A 22,636-nucleotide genomic window follows, 5' to 3' on the forward strand; every position below is an offset into this window, starting at 1 on the left:
TATTATTAGGAATTACAAAAATGGATTCCATTGATAAGCTGTTAGCTGAACTCCAAACTGAATACAAAGAAGTACAACCAAAACAGCAGCAATCAAAATCAGCCACAGCCAAATCCCTTATCCCACCATTGCCAAAGTCGGCATCTTTCATGGATAACCTTTTGGCAGAAGTTCAGGCTGATTTTGCACAACAGGATGCTGCTATTGAATTGAAAAGGCAGGAAGAACTAGAACAGGAACATATTCGACAAGAACAACTCAAAGCCAAACAAATAGAGGCTTTGCAAGTGCAGGCAAAAGAATGGTTAGCCAGACTAGATCCACTTTCGTCCGAAGGACTTTGGTTTGAAAGGTTTGCTGAAAGTTACTCTTCCAAATTAGAGGCAGCGATTGAATATTTAAGAAGCAATTAATAAACAATTCAAAATTCAAAACCTTACTGATACTGCTATCTCAAATTATAAGTTAGCAATTATTATTTATTACCTATAGTCAATATTGATGGTGATTTGTTCTAGCTAAATGTTGAACAGCCCATTCATGCATAGCATAGAGAATTGGTTGCAAAGTTTCTCCTAAAGGCGTTAGAGAATATTCTACCTTGGGTGGAATTTGGGCATAAACTTCTCGATGAATAATACCGTCTTCCTCCATTTCTCTGAGTTGTTGGGTTAGCATCTTTTGCGTAACTCCAGGTAAAGCCCGTTGCAACTCACCAAACCGTTTGACGCCAGTCATTAATTCTCTAATAATCAAAACTTTCCAGCGTCCGCCAATCACCTTTAGGGTAGTTTCTACTTCACAAGTTAGCCTGCGATGGTTTTCTGCTTCAGCTTTCATAGTTTTTTTGTAGGAAGAACCTGACTCAGATTTACTTGTTCTTTATTTTTTAGGTGGGGATTCAGGGCAAACGCATCTTGTCAGTAAGAAAGGCATAATCTCAATAAAGAGCCAAGTAATAGCATTAAGTACCGCTTCTTGATAATAAATTAGACGTAGGCGTAGCTCGTCGTAGACATCGCTATTAGCCTGTAGAAATCAACCGAACATAAATCCCTATTCTATTGTTAAGTTGTAACCTTCTGCATAAGCATTGATAATTTTATCAAAGTAGTACCTGCGCCACACTTTGCATACCGCCTAACGATCGCCTCGGTTGCTGCGATCATTAGACGATTCTCAAACTCTACCGTATACACCGGAGTCCTAGAAGCTGATATTGGTGGAATCAGCTAAATGCGATATTCCTTTCTTTAAATAGTTAGCAGTTGCAATTCCTCCTGAACCGTGGCTTGACTATCAGCAGATGCCTGCACACGCTCAAGCCATTTTTCAGCTTTCGAGTAGTTGTCATGCTGTACCTCTTTAATCGCTTCCTTGAAGTGCAGCACCACGCCCCAAACATCACTGAAAAAGCGTTTTTCTTGCTTCATTTTGTTGAAGAAACTAACAGCTTCAATATGCGATAATCCCCCTTCCGTTTTAGCGATCGCCATAAACACTTCAAACACATCGTCTGCCATCTTCGCATCGCCACATACATAGTAGTGACATTGCGGATGGCTGAGTATTCGCCAGAGTTCTTCAGCTTTTTCTTGCATTAAGCCTTGCACATAGACTTTCTTCTCAGTCAAACGCGAGAAGGCAACTTCTAACCCCGACAGCACGCCTTGATTCTGCCAGCTTACAAGTTGCTCTCCATAGAGGAAGTCACTGCGATCGCGACAGCCGAAGTACAAGCAAGCATTACCTAATTGTGTCTCCTGCTGCAATAGGACTTGCCGATACTGGAGGAAGGCAATCAGCGGCGATACCCCCGTACCCGGCCCAACCATCAACATTGGCGCGAGTGGATCGCTGGGTGGACGGAAGCTAGAGGTGCGGACACTGATCCGAACCTTTGCCCCCGCTTCCAGTCCGGCAAGGTAGTTGGAGCAGAGTCCCTGACGGGTTTTACCTGCATCCGTTTTAACTTGCAACACTCCAACTGTGATTTGGATGTGCTGAGGATGAAGTAGAGGACAGGAGGAAATGGAGTAAAGGCGTGGTTTTTGCTTCGGCAATAACTCTAGCAGAACTTCCAGTGTAATTTGGGCAGAAGGAAACTCATTGAACAGATCGACAACGCTGATGAAGTTGTCCGTGATCGTTTTCTTGAGCGTGATGCTGTCGGGATGCTCATCTCCTTGCCGCAGAATTTCCAACCAGGTTTCCAGGCGTTGTTTATCCTGGGGATTTTGTGCTACTGAGTACAGGTAGGTAAGCACATCATTGAATGGTTCGCGCAAAGTCAGATCAAGGTCTTCCAAGAGAACCTGTCCGATGGTTGTGGGAACGGTAACAGGAGGTTTTTCTTCTAATTCCGTACCATCGGGCATTAAATAACGAGCTGTGAAATAGGTGTTGGGGGATACTGAGAGGCGATCGCACAACTGATTCACCAACTTTGCCGGATTGCAAGGATAAACTGCAACATGATCACCTGTTTCATACTGCAAATCGGTATTAGAAATATCAAAGAGAAGATAGCGAGTAGAACGGCTACCGGGAATCACTTCTTTGAGCAGTTCGCTATTGGCAACCAGAGGTACTTCCACACCTCTGTCTCCACTCACTTTTACTGGTGAATTTGCTGCTTCTGTCTCACTCAAGAATGTAACCTTCAGTTGAGGTGCGGCTTGGGCTGTCGCATCGGCGGAGCTTTGATCCTCACCCAGAATGCGGGAAACCAGTCCTAACCATTGTTTGAAGGTATCGGCTTGTCCCTTAATTTCATCGCCTTTGTGGAGTGGCACAATACAGTTACCTCCCGCCTTGGCGAGTGCCTTATCTAGCGAAATTCCGGCAGCGCAGAAGTTTTCGTAAACGGTACTACCAATGCCCATAACGGAGTAATTCAAACCGTCGAGGGAACCCGCAGGTTGTTTTTTCAACCACTGGAGGAACTTCTTGCCGTTTCCAGGTATTTCGCCATTGCCGAAGGTGGACGTGACAATCAGTAGGAGTTTCTCCGATGCCAGGGTGTCGGTGTTGTATTCATCCAGCGCCATCACTTTGGGACGGAATCGCTGGAGTTGACGAGCAACTTTCCGCGCCAAGCCTTCAGCAGTAGCTGTTTCGGAAGCGTAAAGAATCAGGATGCGGTCTTGCTTGTTGTCGTCCTCGTCAGTAGTGGTGATCGATTTTTCCAGGTCAATACCATCTTCGACTGCCCAGCGATCGGCAGCATGGTGATAGGCTGGCTCTAGGTAGAAGTCGCGCATCTGGTGGTGCCAGACCGGACAAGCACTTCCTCCCGATGGGGGTACGACCCAACCCCAATCCCCCGGGCACTCGCGTCCTGCTTTCTTCTCGCGTAAGTCGTGCGCTAGGAATTGACGAGAGGCAGATTGATGGTCTACCATTGTCACCTTCGCTTTTTGGAAGGAGTAGAGGATAGCAACGTTGAGTTCCAATGCGACGCGATCGCGCCACAATGTCTGCTCAGAACTGGTATCCAGCTTGAGAACTTTGGCGATGTCCTCCATCTTGTTGTAGCGGTACTCGTCCAGGAAATCCCGCATGATTTCAGTGCCCATGTACCAGCCATTAAAAGGAATGCAGGCATAAGTGATGCCGCCAACGTGCATTGAAAAGTTGCTAATAGCAGGGACAGCGTACCAACGGAAGCCCAATGATTTGAATTCAGGAATCGCGGGATGCTCGATTTCCACTTCCAGAATCTCATCCCGATCCCAGTGGTACATCTTCGGTTCCATACCCGGAGCTTCAATCACTAAAGGCAAAATGTCGTATTCTGTGCATGGTTGGGGGGGTTGCCAGCCCAATTTGATAATCGCTTTGGTCACGTCCAGGTTGGCAGGATCGCCCAGAATCCTACCATCCGGTTGCTCGTATGCCGCATAACGAGCTAATTGTGGATTCCAGATGCGTGGCCCCCAGCGTTCCTTAGGATGTTTGGGACGAAAGACGGTCATGGTAATCTGGAGATTACCGCCGTTTGTAGCCGACTGTAGGTGTTCTTGAAGTTCGCGGAACATCTCATCAGGGTCGCTAACGTGGCGGCGATCGCGGATCACCATATTATTCCACTGAATCCGCCCTACACACTTAGAAGCATTGCGCCATGACACTTGTGCCCCATAGGCAACTTCTTCATACGTGTGAGTATAGGTTCCGGTGGCGTGTACTTCCTCTTGAATTTCTGCCCAGCGTCGTGCCCTGTCCTCCGGTTCCCATGCCTGCTCAGTGGCGATTAGCTCCAGGTACTGCTTGGCTTTTTTGAGCAATCGTTCCTCATTCAGCTTGGGCAGCTTGATTACATTCACAGCGCGATCAATTAACGTCTGCCATCCCTGCCGTAACTCTGGCGTGAAGTCGGGTAGGTGCCGCTCAAACAAGGTAAACATAGCATCCGTTATTGCCGGATAAGCACAAGATGGCACCCCTGCATTAATATGCACCTGCCCTAAGAAGCGCAACTCTCGGAGCATCTCATCACTGCTGCCGCTTCTTAAGCATTGGACGAGAAATTCCAATGCCTGAAACAGGTGTAGAGACAGGTAATCCATGTCTGCTCGTCCAAAAATCGGCAATACAAAGGGATATTTCTCAAACAGGATTTGATAAAACTCCATCCCCATGACTTGCTTATTTTGGCTAAACACCTGCCAAGATCCCATCATCTTTTGCAGCATTTCTGGGGGCAGAGCTTTATTGTAGCGGTGATTTGCTTCTACCATCGGCACAATCACATGGGTATTGAAGAAGCGGTAGAGGGCAGAGTTTGCGCCTTTTGCTAAATCCTGGTGATCGTACTCTTCCAGGTAAGGAATCGATGGTAGCATCCACATCCACACCTGCCGTGCCTTCAACCAGTGCTGGGGACGCATCCCGATATCGGCAAACAGCGCACCGTAATCCTCAACCGTGTCAAACGAATCCCCTTTTTCTGGAGGTACGCCCATTAAGGGTTCTCCAATTACATTCTGAGTTTCAGGCTGAAGTTGGTGGATGCAGCAATCAAACAACTCAAAGAAAAAGTCATTGATGCTGTTAATCGCTTCCCCGAAGATGTACTCTAATTCAGGTGACTCTAGCAACAGGCGCTTCAAGAACTTTTCCATCTGCAATTCTTTCCATGCCCGTAGCTTGTTCCAAGCGTCTTTGACAATCACTTCTTCTTGCGGCGAGAGAGGAACAGATTCTGGCATCTCGAACTCGCCCTCTGTCTGAGTTCCTTTGCCGTGAGTGCGGCGAGTACCGTTCTGATTCCCCAAGATTGTAAAGGTGCTGCTACTTCCCTCACTGCTACTCTGAGTCAGGCGAGTTTTTAGCTTCAATTGGGGTGCCTGGTTCCAAGTTGTAATCGGAAATTCTAACTCGGTGCTGCGCTCTCCATTCAGGCACTCCTGGGTGGCAAACGCCACCGTTCCAGCATCCTGCCAAGGTTGAGTAATGTCCCCTTCCCGGTAACGCAAAGTAATGGCGATCGTGCAGTCTCCCTTATTTTTCAAATCCACCAACCAACTGGGTTGCGTGCGGTTTAGCAGATCCCTTGACAACAAGCTTTGTCCCTCTTCGGAAACTACCTGCAAATGGCATTTATACTTATAATTATTGGCAGCCGGGAAATCGAGTGCAGAAATCTCGGTTAGGTGGATAATTCGTTGATTGTCATTCATGCTTAAAAAGTCAATGAGTGAGACAAGTGTGTAGTTAAATGTACTGATCGGCAGAAATTTACATTTTTTTAATTTACCTTAATTATTTAAAGGTAGATAATAAAATTTGATTTGTAAAGTAAACATAAAGATGCGGTTTGAGAGTTTAAATTAATACTCAAGAAGCGAGATTACCGTGCATCAGTCGCACCATAGCTGCATAAATTATCAACTCATTTACCTCTATCAATAGGTAAGTTGGCATGATAAAACTAAACTATGTAAACAAAGATAAACTAGGCTAAAATCCTCTTGCCTTCTGCTTCCTGGCTCCTGCTTCCTGCCTGATCCCAACAACAAATTTTTACGCCGACCTAGTTATTCGTAATCCTTACTTAGATGTCGATAGCGTCCTAACCAACCTAAAGTATGTTCAACTACCTATCATTTCGGTAAAACCTGGAACCCAATTTCAGCAATGGCGAGTGTCATCAACTCCAACAGTTGATAAACAGACACAACATGCCACAACTTCCTAGCTCTACGATTTAAAAAACAATTATCATGGCATTTGATGGTTAAAACCATTGTGAAATTACCCAAAGTTTAGATATGGCTCGTTTATGGCGAAATCCTATCGGCAACGAAAGAAGTGTGGAATTAATTTGAAGAAGGCAAGAGGTAGACCTCCTGCCTTGAAAGCTAGATGTTAAATGTTCTCAATTTTTCATCATTAGATACTCAAGGATATCTATAATTACGTAGCTACCAACTCAGAATCAATTTCCGACGGCGCACTATCTTGGACAAGCGATCGCGTTTCACCGTTACGCTGGAGGATACCGCCAACCATTGCCAACAAGGCGTTTACCTTGCGGGTTCGCCACATATCGACAAGTTCTTGTACTTTAGTAGCAGACATCCGTCGCAGCATCGCTTCGTAGAGATAAGCAGCATGTCCAGTTTCATCTTCGGCAATATTTAGCATTCCTAACTTCAAGTTACGAGCAGTTGGCTCCTTATCAGGTAATACTTTTGCCATTCGCTTAAAGTCTTTGCTAGCATCTAACTCCAGAATGTATGTGCTAGCCATAAACACATCCCAATCAATCACAGCAGGTTTGAGCTGTTCTTGGGTGTAGCCCTCAAAGAATGCTGCAAAAAAGGGACTACGTTGCTGTTGTGATTTGTTTGTAGATGGAGTTTGGGGTTGACGCTTGAAATCTATAACTTGTTTATCCAACTGTTGTAAGGCGTGGGCAAAAATTTTACCATGTCTAGTTTCATCTGATGCATGTTTTGCTAGTTTTTCGGCTAGCCATGTATCGCCTTCAGCAGCTGCGCGATCGCTAAGTGCAGTTAAAAACGGCACAGAGCCAGATTCAGCCAACTGAAACCCCGCAAGGATGTTGGGGCGGGTTTTCAAATCACGAATTTGAGCAGCAGAGTAATAAGCAAAAGCACCTGAACCAGCTAGATGCAGAATGTGAGTCAAGAAGTTCATCAGGAATTGCCGCTAACAATTGGAAGGTTACAATTCTTATACTAACTAATCCGCATTTTCTATTCGGTTGCCGCAGAGGGTCTTACCATTTTGAATTTTGAATTGCCTATAGTTAACAAATATATCTTTTGATTTTGCTAATATCATCCCACAGAGGTAATGCAGGTAAGTTTGAATGGAGAAATTAACTAAACCAGTGCGATTTTGGCTTTGTGCAACTATCATGATTTTGAGTTTGATCGGCTGCGATCGCTTTGTCAGTACTTCTGGAGAACCAGTTGAGCGAGTCAGTGATGGCGATACTCTAGTAGTTAAAGATGCTGATGGCAAAAATCTTACCGTGCGCTTTGCCTGTGTAGATGCGCCAGAAATAGCTCATACTAACAAAGAAAAGCAGAGTAAACGCATTAGCGATCGCAATCAATTTACTTGGGGTGTAAAAGCACGAGAACGGGTGGAACAACTGGTGCAACAAGGAGGCGATCGCGTGACATTGAATATCACAGATAGCGATCGCTATGGGCGTAAAATTGCCGAAGTGCGTTTAAAAAATGGCACTTTTGTACAACAGGTATTGTTGCAAGAAGGTTTAGCAAAAGTGTATCGTCCCTATTTAAACAAGTGTCCTAGTAAAGACTTAGTTCAACAAGCCGAAACTGAGGCGAAGGCACAACGGCTCGGCGTTTGGAGCGATACTAAATTTGTAAATCCTTGGGAATATCGCAGCTTATATAAGTATAAGAAGTAAAAACTTTAGCTGTTTCTAATTGAATGCACGACATTTTTTGGCATTGCAGAGAAAGCGAAATGATTTAGCAACTTCCAAAATCCCCACCGGTTACTGAGCGCAGTCGTTGGCGCAGCCTCTCGTAGAGAAGTATGCCTCCCTTACTCCTCTCCCCAAGTTTGCAGTTGCAAATACACGAGTACCAGCGTCACTCCTAGTAACACCGTTGCGACTGCTGCTGCATAACCAAAATCAAACTGACCAAAAGCCTCTTGGTAAATGTAGTAAACTAGCAAATTAGTCGAATTCAGTGGGCCACCGTCAGTCATCACATAAACTTGCTCAAAACTCCGCAATGTAAAAATCGCGGTAGTGATGATTGCAAATATCACAGTTGGGCGCAATCCGGGCAGAGTAATATACCAAAATTGTTGCCAAGCATTTGCTCCATCCAAATCTGCTGCTTCATAACGACTGGGGGGAATTGCTTGCAACCCTGCTAAAAAAACTACCATATTGAAACCTAGTTGTTTCCAAATACTCATTAAAATAAGTACTGGCATTGCCCAAAATGTGTCTCCTAGCCAGGGTATGGCTGGAATGCCGAAAAAATCTAAAAGTCCGTTAACTGGCCCTGATGTTTGAAACAGCCAGCGAAATCCCAAACCTGCTGCCACAAGTGAGATAATTGAAGGTAGAAAATAGGCACTTCGCAGGATGCCTCGCAAGGGAATGGAGCGGTTTAATAGCACTGCCAATCCCAAGGAGATAACTAAACTGGGAATGATGGTGGCAACCGTAAAATAAAAGGTGTTACCCAGAACTTGCCAGAAGTCGGGGTTGAGTAGCAAGCGCGAATAGTTTTTTAAGCCTATCCAATAAGTACCTTTTAAAGTGAAACTACCAGCAGTGAAACTGAGGTAGAACAAATAGGCGATCGGCCAAATAATAAAAACGCCTAATAAAATTAGTGCTGGTGTAAGAAAAATCCAGGCAGCTACTGGATCATTATCCAACCACGGCTTAGTATATATTTTTGGCATCTATAATTAACCCTCTTAGCTGTTATGACCCTGTGCCCTGATTCTACCCTTAGCTTGGTTTCTCCCAGCATTAGCGATTGCCAACAAGTCGCCCCTCTAAAACTGGGAATTATGGCTTCTGGGAATGGCAGCAATTTTGATGTAGTTGCTCAAGCTATCCTAGATGGGCAGCTAAATGCTCAAATTCAAGTTTTAATTTACAATAACCCCTCGGCGAAAGCAGCCGTAAGAGCAGCGAATAGAGGTGTAGAAGCTGTTTTATTGAATCACCGCAACTATCAAAATCGAGAAGAGTTTGATGAGAAAATTGTGCAGACATTGCGGCATTACGATGTGGAATGGGTGATTTTGGCAGGTTGGATGCGACTGGTAACGTCAGTTTTTATTGATGCCTTTCCTGAGAGGATTATTAATATCCATCCTAGTTTGTTACCTAGTTTCAAGGGAATCCATGCTGTAGAACAAGCTTTGGCATCTGGGGTGAAAATTACTGGTTGTACAGCGCATATAGCTTGCTTAGAAATGGATAGCGGCCCAATATTAATGCAAGCCGCAGTACCAGTACTGCCAGATGATACAGCAGAAACACTCCACGCCAGGATTCAAATTCAGGAACATCGAATTTTACCATTAGCGATCGCTCTAGCAGCCTCTTCGTCAAAAGTTACACTAAGCCTAACGTAAAAATACATGATGTTGTTGGCGATAATAAAAGAACCCCATCCCCAACCCCTCGCCGCTCTTCGGGGCTACCGTGTATACACAAGTCGTATTACCCCCCTTAATCCCCCCGATGTATTGAGGGGAGATCGGACGCAAAGGTGATGGTAAACCTGGAGTGAAAACCATTTGGCGTGGGTTGCGGCGATTACACGACATTGCTCCTACCTGGAAACTTCTCCACTAAGATTTTCCAGATGATGTTTGTCCTTAACGATCGCATCCATTGACCTCTCCCCCAACCCCTCTTTGAAGCGGAGAGGGGAGCCGGATTTCTCCCCCTTCCCTGCAAGGGAAGGGGGTTGGGGGGTTAGGTCTGTGTGCGAAGTGCGAGGGTGCGATCGCGCAGACACAAAAAAATCCCTCTTAAACGTAAGAAAGGGGTTTGTAGATTATTTGTGTGCTTGATAGATGATGCTTTTATAAAATTTTCCTAGACTTACCCAGACAATCTAGGATAAATTTACAAATACTGCATCATTTTGTTGCTCCTCATATATTATTTATTTAAGTTTTTAATAAATGGGTATAATAAATAATATTTTTATTTAAATGAAATCATTAAATTTATCTTCAGTTATGCAAATATCTTTAAGGATTTTCTTAAATAGTCCAGTCCCAACCTCGTTACAACCGTGATTTGGAACTGTAGTGGCTCGTCCATCTGGATGTTTCCAGCGAGCATGGGAGCACTTCTTCTTAGCTTTTTCAAAGCCAAGATTGCTAAGAACTTTCTCAATGACTTTTACCTTATGCGGCACAGTTTTACCTTGGGTTTAACTTTGCTGCACGGTTAGAAATCATCGCCTTCTTCAAGCACACTATTCAATTGTCAAGGTTCATCTAGGCTATAAGTCAATTTTAATACCAAGTAATTAAAGCGTCAAGATATACTCATACTGACACCTTCTTGTTAACTGTTTCAGCTTCAGTAATCTTGATAAGTAAACAATTTCTGATTATAGATATTTAACTTTAAGCTACTATAAGTTCTACATTAGACGGAAGTAAGCGTCCTTCTTCTTCGTATTCTTCCTGAATCATCTCAAACACACAAGCAAGTTCTCTGCAAGCTTCATCTGGGGTTTTTCCCCAAGCATGGCAGCTAGGAATAGCGGGAACATATGCTATGAATGTACCGTTGTCATCAGGAGCAACAACACTAGTATAGTCTTACAGCAATTTCATACCCAAATGTGTTTTCATGATAGTATATTCAGGTTTATACACAATATTACCATATTCTCAAAGCGGAGATCAAGCTTTGTTGAAACTATTGTGTAAAAATCCATTCCTCCAATTTAATAAGTATTTTTTAAAGTTTCTTCTAATGTAAAAGGAGATTCTTTAGGAAAAAAATTTAATTTAATCCCTGTTTCATCAGATGCTCTAAGACGAGATTTTTGATAACAATCTTCAAAGACTTCTGCAAGTAGAGGTTGCAAACTCGGACTATCTTCTAATAATGTTTCAATACAGATACGTTGTTCAGAAATGGTACTGCGCCAACTTTCACTACGTTTTTCTGCTTGATATTGCCATTTTAGCAAGTGCATTAATAGCACAATTAATCTATTTTTTAACTCGCGTTTTTCACTTCTCCCCATGCTTTCAATTTCTTCAATTAGATTATGTATATCTATCTCATTAAAATTATTTTCTTTTAACTGTTGGGCAATGGTTTTTGTCCACAAGTAAAAATCTTGTTCATAGAGATTTTTGTCATTTGTAAAAGATGGACTGGTCATTAATATTCCTCTTGGAAATGCTAAAAATCAGGTGGGCAAAACACCCACCTAATTAAACTATACCAACAAAGCCTGCTCCTCCTTAGAAATCACTCGCCCTTCATCCTCAAAACCGACAATTTGATCGAAGTTCAAATACCGATACAAATCATCTGCAAAAGGATGAATTCTCCTCGCCACAATATCCAAATATTCCTGCACTGCGGGAAGCCGTCCCAGCAGCGCACAAACTGCGGCTAATTCTGCTGAACCAAGATACACTCGCGCATCTTTACCCATGCGATTATTGAAGTTGCGGGTAGAGGTTGAAAACACTGTTGTGCCATCAGCAACTCGCGCCTGATTACCCATACACAAACTACATCCTGGTATTTCTGTTCTAGCACCCGCAGCCCCAAAAATGCTGTAGACACCTTCTTCTTTAAGTTGGTGTTCATCCATGCGCGTTGGTGGTGAAATCCACAGGCGAGTTTTCACTTCACCCGCGCCTTCCAAAACTTTGGCTGTTGCCCGATAATGACCAATATTCGTCATACAAGAACCGACGAATACTTCTTGCACTGGATCATTAGCAACTTCCGATAATAATTTCACATTATCGGGGTCATTGGGAGCAGCTACAATTGGTTCTTTGATTTCGTTCAAATCAATTTCAATTATTTCGGCATACTCAGCATCAGCATCGCCTTCTAATAACACGGGATTTGCTAACCATTCTTCCATCTTTGCCACACGGCGCAGCATGGTACGCGGATCGTGATAGCCCCGTGCTATCATATTTTTTAGCAACGCGACGTTAGAACGCAGATATTCCGAAATTGTCTTTACACTCAGCTTAATTGTACATCCGGCACAAGAACGTTCGGCACTAGCATCAGTGAGTTCAAAGGCTTGTTCAACTTTTAAATCTGGCAATCCTTCTATTTCCAGAATTCGCCCGGAGAAAACGTTTTTCTTATTCTGCTTCTCTGCTGTCAGCAAACCTTTTTGAATTGCCACATAGGGAATGGCATTTACCACATCCCGCAGGGTGATACCTGGTTGCAATTCACCTTTAAATCTTACCAATACTGACTCTGGCATATCTAAAGGCATGACACCCAAGGCGGCTGCAAAAGCTACCAACCCAGAACCGGCGGGGAAGGAAATACCCAAGGGGAAGCGGGTGTGAGAGTCGCCGCCAGTTCCCACGGTGTCGGGTAGCAGCATCCGATTTAACCAAGAGTGGATGATACCATCACCGGGACGGAGGGCGACACCGCCACGAGAAGCAAAGAAGTCGGGGAGTTCGTGATGAGTTTGGATGTCTACCGGTTTGGGATAAGCTGCTGTGTGGCAGAAACTTTGTATCACTAAGTCTGCACTGAAGCCAAGACAGGCGAGTTCTTTCAATTCGTCGCGGGTCATCGGGCCTGTGGTATCTTGGGAACCAACGGTAGTAATGATCGGTTCGCAGGATGTGCCGGGACGCACACCTGGTAATCCGCAAGCTTTACCTACCATTTTCTGGGCTAGGCTGTAGCCTTTACCTGTATCAATGGCTTGCTGGGGACGGGTGAAAACGGTGCTGGGTTCTAAACCAAGTGCAAGACGAGTTTTGTCGGTGAGGGTACGTCCAATAAGTAGGGGGATGCGTCCACCTGCGCGAACTTCATTGAGGATGGTGTCAGGTTTGAGGGCGAAGGTGGAAATGACTTCACCTGCTTCATTGGTGATTTCGCCTTTGTAGGGATGGATGGTAATCACCATGCCAGTTTCCAGTTTGGTGACATCGCACTGGATAGGCAAAGCACCGGCATCTTCTGCTGTGTTAAAGAAAATAGGCGCGATCGCACCACCTAAAACATAACCCCCAGCGCGTTTGTTTGGCACAAAAGGTATATTATTTCCCATGTGCCACAATACGGAGTTAATGGCAGATTTACGCGAGGAACCTGTACCAACTACATCTCCCACATAAGCTACAGGATGCCCTTTTTTCTTCAGTTCGGCAATGGTTTTCAAACTTCCCGGTTGCCGTGACTCTAACATCACTAAGGCGTGCAAGGGAATATCTGGGCGAGTTGTGGCACTTTGGGCGGGGGATAAGTCATCGGTATTGGTTTCGCCAGTAACTTTAAAAACGGTGACAGTAATCGCTTCTGGTACTGTGGGGCGAAGGGTAAACCATTCAGCTTCAGCCCAAGAGTCAATCACCCGCTTGGCGAAAGGATTTGTTTTAGACAACTCTAAAACATCGTGGAAGGCGTCGTACACCAAGAGAATTCTGCTTAAGGCGTTGGCGGCGTAGGCGGCGATGGGTTCCTTTCCTTGTCCACCCATTACCAGAGGTGTTTCAGATGAGTCTGAAACGGATACGGTGGGAAATTGCAGCAAATCGATTAAAGATTGCACATTGTAACCACCTACCATCGTCCCCAGCAAATGCACCGCTTCTATGCGCGAAATCAAGGGACTGGTGATTTCCTTTTTGGCGATCGCGGTGAGAAATCCAGCTTTGACATAAGCTGCTGGATCAACACCTGGAGAAACGCGATCGCTCAATAAATGTAATAATATCTCCTCTTGACCCTTTGGCGGATCTTTCAGTAATTCACATAATTCTGAGGTTTGCTTTGCATCCAATGGTAAAGGGGGAATACCGAGTGCTGCTCTTTGGGCAACGTGTTTACGATATGATTCCAGCATTTTCATCTTCTCCATTGGGCTTTTCTCCCTTTAATTATGAAATATTTTTAGGCAAGACTTGGCTATAAAAGTTTAGCTTACTTTTATTACTGAAAGCCTTACTGGTAATCGGTTATTAGCAACTTTTTTTATACTGAAGGTATAGTTTGAAAAGTATTAGGCGAATAAAATTCGCTACTACGCAAACAAAGTCCACCTCCGTGGACTAAGAGGATATCAAGAATTTTTAACCCACGGAGGTGGGTTTTGTCTGTATAGCCGCGACTTTTAGTCGCCAGGTGTAGTAATAATGAATTAGATTGATTGTTGGTTTAACCAAGTTTCTAAATCAGCAACACTAGAAAAGTCTAGTAATGCTTCTCCTAAATTTTCTAATTGTTCAAGCGATAAAACTTTAACTTGCTCAAGTAATGATGTATCAATCTCACCAATACGGCGATTGAGTAAGCGTAAAACTAAACGTTGTTCTCCTTGTTTATTTCCTTCTTGTATAGCTTGTTCTCTATCTCTTTGATAAAGTGGTTCTAATCGCATAATTAACTCCTTATCATCTGCTTCTAATTCTTGATTTACTCTCAAGTTTTCGCGCAAGTTGTAAACTAATTCAAGAGTTTCTTTCTGGTATGGATAATCTAATGGTAACCCTTGTAACTCGATAATCGCTTGTGATTGCACACTTCCCCTACCTAAAAGCCTCAACCACAAAGTTTCCGGTGTTTGCGGTAGTTGGTGTATCGCCACAATTACTGTCCGTAAGGCATCTGGTAGGAAATGCACTTCCGACAACCAACCTTCTTTTTGCAGAGTTCCAAAGCTAAACAATCTAGTTTCAGATATGGTAGGTGTAAGAACCCACAATTTGGGAATATCTGAGTCTTGAAGTCTGGTTTTATTAGCTTTAGCTTCTCGTCGCAATAAAGCCTTGACTTCTAATAATTTTAGAATACAGTCGCATATCTCATCGGTAGAAGCTGGATTGCGGTATGGTTCTATTATTGCAGGATGTTCAGCCAATCTTCCTAACAAACCGAGTATTTGTAAATTAGAGTTTTGCTGTTTGGTAGGAGTGAATAAAACATCTATTTCTTTAATCTCTCCTGCAACTTTTTCTGATGCTTTGACTTCTCCGTAATCTTTTAATAATTCTTCTAGATAGTCTTTAGCAAATTTATCATGTATAAACCGGGTCATCCAATTTTAAGATTGCGGAAGTTCTGGGTTAATGCAAAGTTTTATTATATAGCAGTCCTGAATCATTCGTGAGACAATAGATCCCCGACTTCTCAAAGAAGTCAGGGATCTAGACACCTTGAATGTCACATTTGGCTCATTACTTTTAATTTTTTCTACCTCGCCCAAAATGCACTTAACTTTACTCGCTTAAACTTCCGCGCAATGGTACTAAGCGGTTATTGCATTTTCATTTGATGTTTTATCTGTGTTAGCTTTCAAGCGTGTCAATCTGCTTTTACGGATGCGTTCGCTGTCTCTAACGCCACCTGCAAGTTCATATTCATCGCTGTTTTTGCCGTACTTAAAACCAACGCCCACCAGCATTTTGTCTGAAACCTGATTTAAGGTTTTTTCCATCTCATCCAGCTTTTTTCTAGAAGATTCAATCATAGCTATAGCAGCATTATAATCATCAAGCATATTGTGAAAATTCTCTATTAATTGACTCAGGTTTTGCAAGCTGTAAGTATCATCAAAATTGATATTTGGATCGATAGCTTTCAGTCCGGCAACTCTAAATTCAGCTTTTTCTAGAATCCGGGAACTACGTTTTGTTCGAGGCACAATTTTACACCTTTAATAGCTCTACAGAACTATTTTGTCTTAATTGACCTGTATTCTGGTTCAGCAAAAAGCACATTTTTCTGAGTAAAAGTTTTTATTAATGCCCGTGATTTCTCGGATTTTAATCACGAAAGGTTGATTTTCAGTGAAATAATATTATGTTTAAGTTGTACGAAAACTACAATGTTGTTGCAAAAGCGATGCCTACGGCAGTAAACTACGCACTTTTACTTCTATAGTGGTACTAGTATTGGATGCAATACACAATAGGGCACAGCATTGCTCATTGGTGTCAGTTTTACCCCACCCTAACCCTCCCCTTGTCAAGGGGAGGGAACTAGATTTCCTGTTTCCCCCCAATAAACGGGGGGATTAAGGGGGGTAATTTGACTTTTGTGTACACTGTAGCTTGGTAAGGGAAGGGTTGGGGGTGCGGGAAAACGTATACTGGGTAAGCATTTCAGCTTAAGTTGATACTTTTGATCATTGCTGTGCCCCTACAAATGGTCTGTATTCCATGCAATTGAGAAGCGCTATGAGCGATCGCTTTAACTTTAAGGCTTAATGTTGTAACCTGAAGGCTTGATGTTCTAGCTTTAAGGCTTAATCATATAACCTTAAGCCTGAATGTTGTAACCTTAAGCCTGAATGTTCTAGCTTCAAGGCTTAATGTTATAACCTTAAGGCTTAATGTTGTAACATTAAGGGTTAAAGTTATAACATTTTCTCAAAAGTTTGTTGGTGAGTGCATTATAGCAGCATGATATTTTAGCGATTTTTTCATGGCTCGCCCAAAACGCAATTTTCAATCAGGTTTCTGCTATCACAGCCCCTTTGGGGAAGTCAAAAGTCAAAAGTCACTTGTACTGAGCGTAGCCGTTGGCGCAGCCTCTCGTAGAGAAGTAAAAGTCAAAAATAACACTTGAGCTTTGATATACTTTTTAGTATGAGTAATCACATCCCAATTCCTGATAGAGCATTTAAATTCGCTGTCAGAATAACCAAAATTTGTTCTTATTTAGATAAACAACCAGGAACACCAAGATTATTAGCTGCTCAGTTATTCAGATCAGGGACATCAATTGGCGCAAATATTGAAGAATCTCAGTCTGCTGAAAGTGATAGGGATTTTATCGGCAAGCAATCAATAGCTCTGAAAGAAGCAAAAGAAACAAAATACCGGTTGAAGCTGTTAATTAAATCAGAAATGATTCTCTCCGTAATATCCGTCCATGGTAATTGGGGGTGCGGAAGGTGGGTTACAAGTCTCAATGCGAGAGAAGAGAACCCTCCAACACCCAACTACAAACCAAAACGCGAAATGAATTGGGAGGTGTCCCTTTGGGGAAGAGGTATCAAAAGTTACTGTCGAGTACCACTTTCCACTTTCTACTCTCCATCCTACGTCTTTGCCAAACTTCTCCCAGGCTTCTTCGTAAGAGTTGCCGTCAGCTTTACCGCCAACACTCAAGTAAATTTCCTTCTGGACGCTCAAGCCAAAGTGTCCATTGCTGTATTTTACCCATAAGCCGTCAATTGTGCGTAAGTCAGTGCAAGGAAAATTTAATAGTTCGTTTAAGGTAAAGTAGTCGCCATATTTCTTATTTACAGCCTGACTCATCACCCAATAAGTTTCTTGGTCGGCTTCCTTCCAGTTTTTTGCTGCTAGTAGGTTGTGCAGTCTGGTATAGTCAATGCCTTTCTCTGATTCAAGTGTGTTGGGTTCGCCCTGCTGCTCCCTTGGAGGGATACTGTTAGTAGGCTTTGTTTCTGGTGTTGTAGTCTGAGATGGTTCAGTCTTTGTAGGTTTATTATTTGTTACAACAGGCTGATCTTGTCGTTGACTCCAAATCCCTCTACCCACGACTGGCGTTACTAAGCCTAAAGTTCCCAAACCCACCCATTTCAAAAATTGTCTTCTGCGTGGTGGATTGATGGAAGGTATTTCAAATGGTGTTTCTGGAGGTCTAATACTTCGTATCAAATCTTGTAATGCGGATTCGTCACTCGGACTACTAAACTGAATCCAGCGCCATATCTCAAGATGCGCTATTTTATCTGGTATCTTGGTTACTCCAGGAAGGAGGATAGGAATCATACGAAAACTTTTTGATTTTCCCTGCTGCCTAAGAAACCAATTTATTACTGTGTATAGTTCGATATTCTCTTGGAAATTTCCCAATCCATTTCGACTAATAAAAAAAGCACCTGTTTTAGATTGAGTAATTCCTCTGTAAACTTTTTCTAAAATTGTGTCTCCCCCAAGAATTTGCTCCTCATCTAACCAAGGCTTTAGTTGTTGCTGCTTAAGTTTTTGAGCAATTTCTCTCACTAGAGGTTTATCCAGACTATTGTGAGCAAGAAACACATCAAACTGTTCCATCGTTTACTCCTCTACGCCAGCAATTTTTGCCAACGCCTTAGCGTAATCTTCCAACCCACCGCGCAAAACTTCTAACTCACTTCGCAACTTGGGTTCCTCCAACCAACTCTGCTCATGTTCCTTGGGACTCACCCCCACAGGTCGTCTAGCTTCCCACGCTTGTAACAACGGATGCCATTTAGCCAAAAACGGCCTTAACCCATTATTCAACACTGCGATCGCAATTCCCCCCACTGAATCACGAGCAGCACCCACATCCGGCCCGGCGGCTTTGAGAACTTCGCGGGTTGTACCAAATAAACTATAAAGAGAGTTCATCGCTTCTCGTACCAAACCCTGGTCAACTTCTAATGGTTGCACAGCAATGCGCGTCACCAATTCCACATAAAGCGACCAAGCCGCCTTCTTTTGTGTGGTGTCAACTTTCCAAGCCATCGAACCAATGCCAAAAGGCAGACTTACAGATACAGTCTCTAAAGAAACGCGATCGCGCATATATATTTATAGTAAATTTAACTAATAATTCTAATTATAGTAATTAATGTTACTAGTCTAAAAATTGTTCAGAATTAGTGACTATAATCTCAGTATTTAACCTAAACTTTTATGCTATTATCTAGATATTTTTAACTAATTCAGATAAAATAATAAATTTGTTCGTTGCATCACCTTCCTTTGTATATGCCCAAAAGTTACACCGTAGAAATTCATCACCAAGGCGAAATTCACACCTTGCAAGTTCCTGAAGATGAAACTATCTTATCAGTTGCCGATGCTGCGGGTTTGGATTTGCCGAGTTCCTGTCATGCAGGTGTTTGCACAACTTGCGCCGGTCAAATAAGTGAGGGAACTGTGGATCAAACTGATGGTATGGGCGTTAGTCCAGATTTGCAAAAGCAAGGTTACGTATTGCTTTGTATTGCCAAACCCCTTTCTGATTTGAAAGTTCAGACGGAAAAAGAAGATGTACTTTATCAGTTACAATTTGGCAAAGACCAATAATCAGTAAACAGTTATCAGTATTTGGGTTGATTATTGATAACTGTTCACTTGCATTACCAAATCTGATAAATAACATAAATATTTCAGAGCAACTGATATCAGCTATTCTATAAACTACAAATCAACAGGATTTACCAAGATGACGACTCATTTTATTACCGCAGAAATTGATTTACAAGAAACTCCCGCAGAATTATTAAAAGTAATTGAAACAGAGTTGAATAAACAAGGGGAACCCCTCCGTTGGGCAGTTACCTCTGTGGATGTTGACAAACAAAAAGCTATAGTTGAAGCCGTAGTTACAAAGGATACCCAGTCTTGAGTAGTGAGTGCTGAGTTAGAAGTTGATAGTTGAGAGTAAACAAAGACTATTTCATTTTCATTTAGCCTGCCTCAGAATGAATTCACCAGTCTAAAGACGACTGAGAAAAGGTTATAGTCCCTTAAAACGGACTTTACAGCAGCTTTCACGTATTTGAACCACACTGTAAGGGCACAGCATTGCTGTGCCCCTACGGTTAATGTGGTCTATTTACCTGAAAATAGCTGTAAGTTATGAGGCGCAAAACTTTAGTTCTGGGCGGTTCATGTGTAGAACGAAATAGCCCTAGAGAGTGAGAAGTAATTATAATTTTTACTCATAACTCACAACTGGGCACTGATAACTTAAGATGAATCGTCCATACACAGCTATCTTAATTGTACCAACTGGCGTTGGGGCTGCCATTGGGGGTTATGCCGGAGATGCTTTACCTGTTGCCAAAGTTATAGCGCAGGTTTGCGATCGCCTAATTACTCACCCCAATGTCCTTAATGGTGCAAGTTTGTATTGGAATCTCCCAAATGCTTTCTATGTTGAAGGTTACGGGCTTGACAAATTTGCTGCTGGATGCTGGGGTTTGCGTCCAGTCCGCACCAACAAAGTAGGTTTGCTTTTAGACCAAGCCATTGAGCCAGAGTTGCGACTACGACATATACAAGCAGCAGATGCAGCTAGAGCAACTTTGGGATTGACCTTAACAGATTATGTAATTACTGATGCACCATTAAATGTAGAATTACGGGCTACAGCATCGGGAGCTAGTTGGGGAACAATTGGCAACCCAGATAGCTTGTTACGGGCAGCTGAGATATTAATTAAGAAAGCGGGAGCAGAAGCGATCGCAGTTGTTGCCCGTTTCCCCGATAATATAAATGAGGAAGCAGTACAGAAATACCGCCACGGTGAAGGCGTCGATCCTTTAGCGGGTGCAGAAGCCGTAATTAGCCATTTGCTAGTGCGAACCTTTCAAATTCCTTGCGCCCATTCTCCTGCCCTTTTGAGCGAACCTCCACAACCTGATTTATCTCCCCGTTCCGCCGCTGAAGAATTGGGCTATACCTTTTTGCCGTGTGTGCTTGTAGGATTAAGTCATGCCCCACAATTTATAATAGAGAAAAGACTGATCCCATCAGAGCAAGAAGATATTTGGGCAGATCAAGTGGATGCTGCGATCGTACCTGCAACTGCTTGTGGTGGCAGTGCCTTATTGAGTTTAAGCCAAAGACGATGCCAAATAATTACAGTTGAAGAAAATAAAACTCTGATAAAAGTTCCTCCCCAACCCTTGGGGATCAAATCTATACAGGTAAACTCATATTTAGAAGCAGTGGGTATATTAGCAGCACACAAAGCAGGCATCAATCCCTCTGCTCTTTGTCCCAAATTATTACCTTTGCAGGCAGTAGTTAGGAGACGCGATTAATCGCGTCTGTACAGGAGTTAGGAGACGCGATTAATCGCGTCTGTACAGGAGTTAGGAGTAGAGACGCGATTAATCGCGTCTCTACAGGTTAAAAATTATAAGTTATTTCTCCCCCTGCCCCACTCTCCCCTTAAAAACCCGTGGTTGAACAACACAAACAAGAGCCAGAAATTCCATACCTGACGCGCATCCAAATACTTGGGGCGATGGGAGCGACTGCAATCATTTTGTTGATAGTCGCCAAAGTTTTATTGCACTTGGGCAACTTTTCCATATTTTCTTGGGACTTTAACCAAAGAAAGCTGCTGTTGGGTGTAGGGTTGGGGTTCGTTATCACCGCATTAAGTGGCTTAACTTATCGCCTTTGGACTGCCTATCGTAAAAGTGCAGATTATTATCTAGAAGTGGTACTGAAACCCTTAGCCTTACCAGATTTAATTTGGCTGGGTTTACTACCGGGGTTGAGTGAAGAATTATTATTTAGAGGTGTGATGCTGCCAGCTTTAGGCTCTGATCTTACAGCTGTAATTTTATCTAGTTTTTGCTTTGGCATCTTGCATCTTAGCGGTTCCCAACAATGGCCTTATGTGATTTGGGCAACAATTGTCGGGATGATATTGGCATATAGCGCCCTGCTCACGGGCAACTTATTAGTGCCAATTGTCGCTCACATTATTACCAATTGGATTTCTAGCTATTTCTGGAAAATGTCGCAATTGTCTGCAATTAAAAAATAAATTTTGAGCTTGTAGGAATTAGTGCGTTCGCTCGGCACAAGTTGGCAACTCTTGGAGACGCTGCGCGTAGCTTGCTTAAGAGTAGGGGTACGCTCAAGGCAAGCCGCTCAGTAGAAGTGCGCTCACCAGCCGCTCAGTGACCACCGCAGGCATCATACACTATCAACCATAGAATAAATAAATTACGTGGTTTGACCGCTCTGGCTAGATGCTTTTTAGGCAACAGTTTTTAAGCGAGTCGCTCTGCCTTTACGGATACGTTCACTTTTGCGGACTCCACCAGCCATCTCATATTCGCGGCTATCTTTGCCGTATTAAAGCCAATTCCCATAAGCATTTTCTCAGAGAAAGTGCCCAAGGCTCGTTCTAATACCAATTCTCTATAAAGTTGCACTTACAGCTATTTTCAGGTAAATAAACCACGCGCTAGGGGCGCAAGGCTTCGCGCCCCTACGACAGATGTGGTTCAAATACTTGAATTCTGCTGTAATAAAGCTCTTGTGATCTAATCCCATCCACTCTCTCGATGCGTAGTTTACCGCCGTAGGTATCGCTTGCGTGGAAATAGAATCAAGAACCTGTTTCAGCTTGTGTCTTAATTGATCTAAATGGGTGAAATATTCCCAAGACAATTCCTCGAAACCTAAGGAATCGTTACTAAGCTTATCTCCTGTCAAGGGCTTAAAGGCTTATTTTCGCATTATTCCTTCCCTTTCTTACGGGGGAGGCTAACTGTGAGACTTCTGTATAACTTCTGTATAACTTCTGTATAACTTCTGTATAACTTCTGTATAACTATTGTTGAAAAAAAAAGATTGTTTGACTGTCTTGCAAAAAACCGCAACACCTGATGAGAAAATAAGATATAAAAACAAAGCG

Annotated in this window: 18 protein-coding genes and 1 pseudogene; 8 read left to right on the forward strand and 11 right to left on the reverse strand. The window is 43.0% G+C overall.

The window, feature by feature from the left end; all coding sequences use genetic code 11:
* The first annotated feature begins 20 nt into the window (after positions 1–20).
* Positions 21–413 (forward strand): salt stress protein, Slr1339 family, encoded by a 393-nt coding sequence (locus V7K46_RS11740; RefSeq protein WP_335113203.1) that lies wholly within the window; start codon positions 21–23, stop codon positions 411–413.
* 79 nt (positions 414–492) lie between these two features.
* Here the strand turns inward: V7K46_RS11740 and V7K46_RS11745 are convergent, their stop codons facing one another.
* The 3 genes from V7K46_RS11745 to V7K46_RS11760 all read right to left on the reverse strand — a co-directional run bounded on the left by V7K46_RS11745 (position 493) and on the right by V7K46_RS11760 (position 7,167).
* Positions 493–840, reverse strand: a complete 348-nt coding sequence (locus tag V7K46_RS11745; protein WP_335025710.1) for a winged helix-turn-helix transcriptional regulator — start codon at positions 838–840, stop codon at positions 493–495.
* A gap of 413 nt (positions 841–1,253) precedes the next feature.
* The gene (locus V7K46_RS11750; protein ID WP_335113205.1) at positions 1,254–5,684 is read right to left on the reverse strand and encodes a nitric oxide synthase oxygenase; all 4,431 of its coding nucleotides are present in this window, start codon (positions 5,682–5,684) and stop codon (positions 1,254–1,256) included.
* Between the two features lie 736 nt (positions 5,685–6,420).
* Entirely contained in the window at positions 6,421–7,167 is a 747-nt protein-coding gene (locus V7K46_RS11760) for a ferritin-like domain-containing protein (RefSeq protein WP_335113207.1), read from the reverse strand.
* A 175-nt stretch (positions 7,168–7,342) separates the two neighbouring features.
* Here V7K46_RS11760 and V7K46_RS11765 point away from each other — a divergent pair, with 175 nt between their 5' ends.
* Positions 7,343–7,915, forward strand: coding sequence for a thermonuclease family protein (locus V7K46_RS11765; RefSeq protein ID WP_335113209.1), 573 nt, complete (start codon positions 7,343–7,345; stop codon positions 7,913–7,915).
* Between the two features lie 140 nt (positions 7,916–8,055).
* On the opposite strand, the gene V7K46_RS11770 is transcribed toward V7K46_RS11765, so the two are convergent.
* Entirely contained in the window at positions 8,056–8,937 is an 882-nt protein-coding gene (locus V7K46_RS11770) for a carbohydrate ABC transporter permease (RefSeq protein WP_335113211.1), read from the reverse strand.
* A 24-nt stretch (positions 8,938–8,961) separates the two neighbouring features.
* Between V7K46_RS11770 and purN the strand changes: the two genes are divergently transcribed.
* On the forward strand, positions 8,962–9,621 hold the full coding sequence (gene purN, locus V7K46_RS11775) for a phosphoribosylglycinamide formyltransferase (protein ID WP_335113213.1): 660 nt from the start codon (positions 8,962–8,964) through the stop codon (positions 9,619–9,621).
* Between the two features lie 584 nt (positions 9,622–10,205).
* Here purN and V7K46_RS11780 read toward each other — a convergent pair.
* The 5 genes from V7K46_RS11780 to V7K46_RS11800 all read right to left on the reverse strand — a co-directional run bounded on the left by V7K46_RS11780 (position 10,206) and on the right by V7K46_RS11800 (position 15,890).
* Positions 10,206–10,418: a type II toxin-antitoxin system HicA family toxin gene (locus V7K46_RS11780; RefSeq protein ID WP_335113215.1), complete on the reverse strand. Its 213-nt coding sequence runs from the start codon at positions 10,416–10,418 to the stop codon at positions 10,206–10,208.
* 540 nt (positions 10,419–10,958) lie between these two features.
* Positions 10,959–11,405, reverse strand: a complete 447-nt coding sequence (locus tag V7K46_RS11785; RefSeq protein ID WP_335113217.1) for a DUF29 domain-containing protein — start codon at positions 11,403–11,405, stop codon at positions 10,959–10,961.
* Between the two features lie 57 nt (positions 11,406–11,462).
* On the reverse strand, positions 11,463–14,093 hold the full coding sequence (gene acnB / locus V7K46_RS11790; RefSeq protein ID WP_335113220.1) for a bifunctional aconitate hydratase 2/2-methylisocitrate dehydratase: 2,631 nt from the start codon (positions 14,091–14,093) through the stop codon (positions 11,463–11,465).
* A gap of 294 nt (positions 14,094–14,387) precedes the next feature.
* Positions 14,388–15,284, reverse strand: a complete 897-nt coding sequence (locus tag V7K46_RS11795; RefSeq protein WP_335113222.1) for a DUF4351 domain-containing protein — start codon at positions 15,282–15,284, stop codon at positions 14,388–14,390.
* 210 nt (positions 15,285–15,494) lie between these two features.
* On the reverse strand, positions 15,495–15,890 hold the full coding sequence (locus V7K46_RS11800) for a hypothetical protein (RefSeq protein WP_335113224.1): 396 nt from the start codon (positions 15,888–15,890) through the stop codon (positions 15,495–15,497).
* A gap of 946 nt (positions 15,891–16,836) precedes the next feature.
* On the opposite strand from V7K46_RS11800, the pseudogene V7K46_RS11805 reads away from it, so the two are divergent.
* A pseudogene (locus tag V7K46_RS11805) lies at positions 16,837–17,046 on the forward strand (four helix bundle protein); the annotation flags it as partial.
* Positions 17,047–17,091: 45 nt separating this feature from the next.
* Here V7K46_RS11805 and V7K46_RS11810 read toward each other — a convergent pair.
* Together V7K46_RS11810 and V7K46_RS11815 are read right to left on the reverse strand one after the other, a co-directional pair.
* Positions 17,092–18,273, reverse strand: a complete 1,182-nt coding sequence (locus V7K46_RS11810) for a GUN4 domain-containing protein (protein ID WP_335113226.1) — start codon at positions 18,271–18,273, stop codon at positions 17,092–17,094.
* Between the two features lie 3 nt (positions 18,274–18,276).
* Positions 18,277–18,768, reverse strand: a complete 492-nt coding sequence (locus V7K46_RS11815; protein WP_335113228.1) for a hypothetical protein — start codon at positions 18,766–18,768, stop codon at positions 18,277–18,279.
* Positions 18,769–18,954: 186 nt separating this feature from the next.
* Here V7K46_RS11815 and V7K46_RS11820 point away from each other — a divergent pair, with 186 nt between their 5' ends.
* From V7K46_RS11820 to V7K46_RS11835, 4 genes are all read left to right on the forward strand, one after another.
* Complete coding sequence (locus V7K46_RS11820; RefSeq protein WP_335113230.1) at positions 18,955–19,275, forward strand: 2Fe-2S iron-sulfur cluster-binding protein; 321 nt, start codon at positions 18,955–18,957, stop codon at positions 19,273–19,275.
* A gap of 139 nt (positions 19,276–19,414) precedes the next feature.
* Positions 19,415–19,597, forward strand: a complete 183-nt coding sequence (locus V7K46_RS11825; RefSeq protein ID WP_335113232.1) for a hypothetical protein — start codon at positions 19,415–19,417, stop codon at positions 19,595–19,597.
* 349 nt (positions 19,598–19,946) lie between these two features.
* Positions 19,947–21,020 carry a DUF3326 domain-containing protein gene (locus tag V7K46_RS11830; RefSeq protein WP_335113234.1) on the forward strand — a complete coding sequence of 358 codons (1,074 nt, stop codon included), beginning with the start codon at positions 19,947–19,949 and terminating at the stop codon, positions 21,018–21,020.
* A gap of 140 nt (positions 21,021–21,160) precedes the next feature.
* The gene (locus V7K46_RS11835) at positions 21,161–21,757 is read left to right on the forward strand and encodes a CPBP family intramembrane glutamic endopeptidase (protein WP_335113236.1); all 597 of its coding nucleotides are present in this window, start codon (positions 21,161–21,163) and stop codon (positions 21,755–21,757) included.
* Positions 21,758–22,636 lie beyond the last annotated feature (879 nt).

Source organism: Nostoc sp. (genome assembly GCF_036917395.1).
GTDB lineage: Bacteria > Cyanobacteriota > Cyanobacteriia > Cyanobacteriales > Nostocaceae > Nostoc.

What these genes read in the sequence shown, in the direction of transcription:
- V7K46_RS11740 (WP_335113203.1), top strand. Translation starts at nt 21, where the DNA reads ATGGATTCCATTGATAAGCTGTTAGCTGAACTCCAAACTGAATACAAA.
- V7K46_RS11745 (WP_335025710.1), bottom strand. Translation starts at nt 840, where the DNA reads ATGAAAGCTGAAGCAGAAAACCATCGCAGGCTAACTTGTGAAGTAGAA.
- V7K46_RS11750 (WP_335113205.1), bottom strand. Translation starts at nt 5,684, where the DNA reads ATGAATGACAATCAACGAATTATCCACCTAACCGAGATTTCTGCACTC.
- V7K46_RS11760 (WP_335113207.1), bottom strand. Translation starts at nt 7,167, where the DNA reads ATGAACTTCTTGACTCACATTCTGCATCTAGCTGGTTCAGGTGCTTTT.
- V7K46_RS11765 (WP_335113209.1), top strand. Translation starts at nt 7,343, where the DNA reads ATGGAGAAATTAACTAAACCAGTGCGATTTTGGCTTTGTGCAACTATC.
- V7K46_RS11770 (WP_335113211.1), bottom strand. Translation starts at nt 8,937, where the DNA reads ATGCCAAAAATATATACTAAGCCGTGGTTGGATAATGATCCAGTAGCT.
- purN (WP_335113213.1), top strand. Translation starts at nt 8,962, where the DNA reads ATGACCCTGTGCCCTGATTCTACCCTTAGCTTGGTTTCTCCCAGCATT.
- V7K46_RS11785 (WP_335113217.1), bottom strand. Translation starts at nt 11,405, where the DNA reads ATGACCAGTCCATCTTTTACAAATGACAAAAATCTCTATGAACAAGAT.
- acnB (WP_335113220.1), bottom strand. Translation starts at nt 14,093, where the DNA reads ATGCTGGAATCATATCGTAAACACGTTGCCCAAAGAGCAGCACTCGGT.
- V7K46_RS11795 (WP_335113222.1), bottom strand. Translation starts at nt 15,284, where the DNA reads ATGACCCGGTTTATACATGATAAATTTGCTAAAGACTATCTAGAAGAA.
- V7K46_RS11810 (WP_335113226.1), bottom strand. Translation starts at nt 18,273, where the DNA reads ATGGAACAGTTTGATGTGTTTCTTGCTCACAATAGTCTGGATAAACCT.
- V7K46_RS11815 (WP_335113228.1), bottom strand. Translation starts at nt 18,768, where the DNA reads ATGCGCGATCGCGTTTCTTTAGAGACTGTATCTGTAAGTCTGCCTTTT.
- V7K46_RS11820 (WP_335113230.1), top strand. Translation starts at nt 18,955, where the DNA reads ATGCCCAAAAGTTACACCGTAGAAATTCATCACCAAGGCGAAATTCAC.
- V7K46_RS11825 (WP_335113232.1), top strand. Translation starts at nt 19,415, where the DNA reads ATGACGACTCATTTTATTACCGCAGAAATTGATTTACAAGAAACTCCC.
- V7K46_RS11830 (WP_335113234.1), top strand. Translation starts at nt 19,947, where the DNA reads ATGAATCGTCCATACACAGCTATCTTAATTGTACCAACTGGCGTTGGG.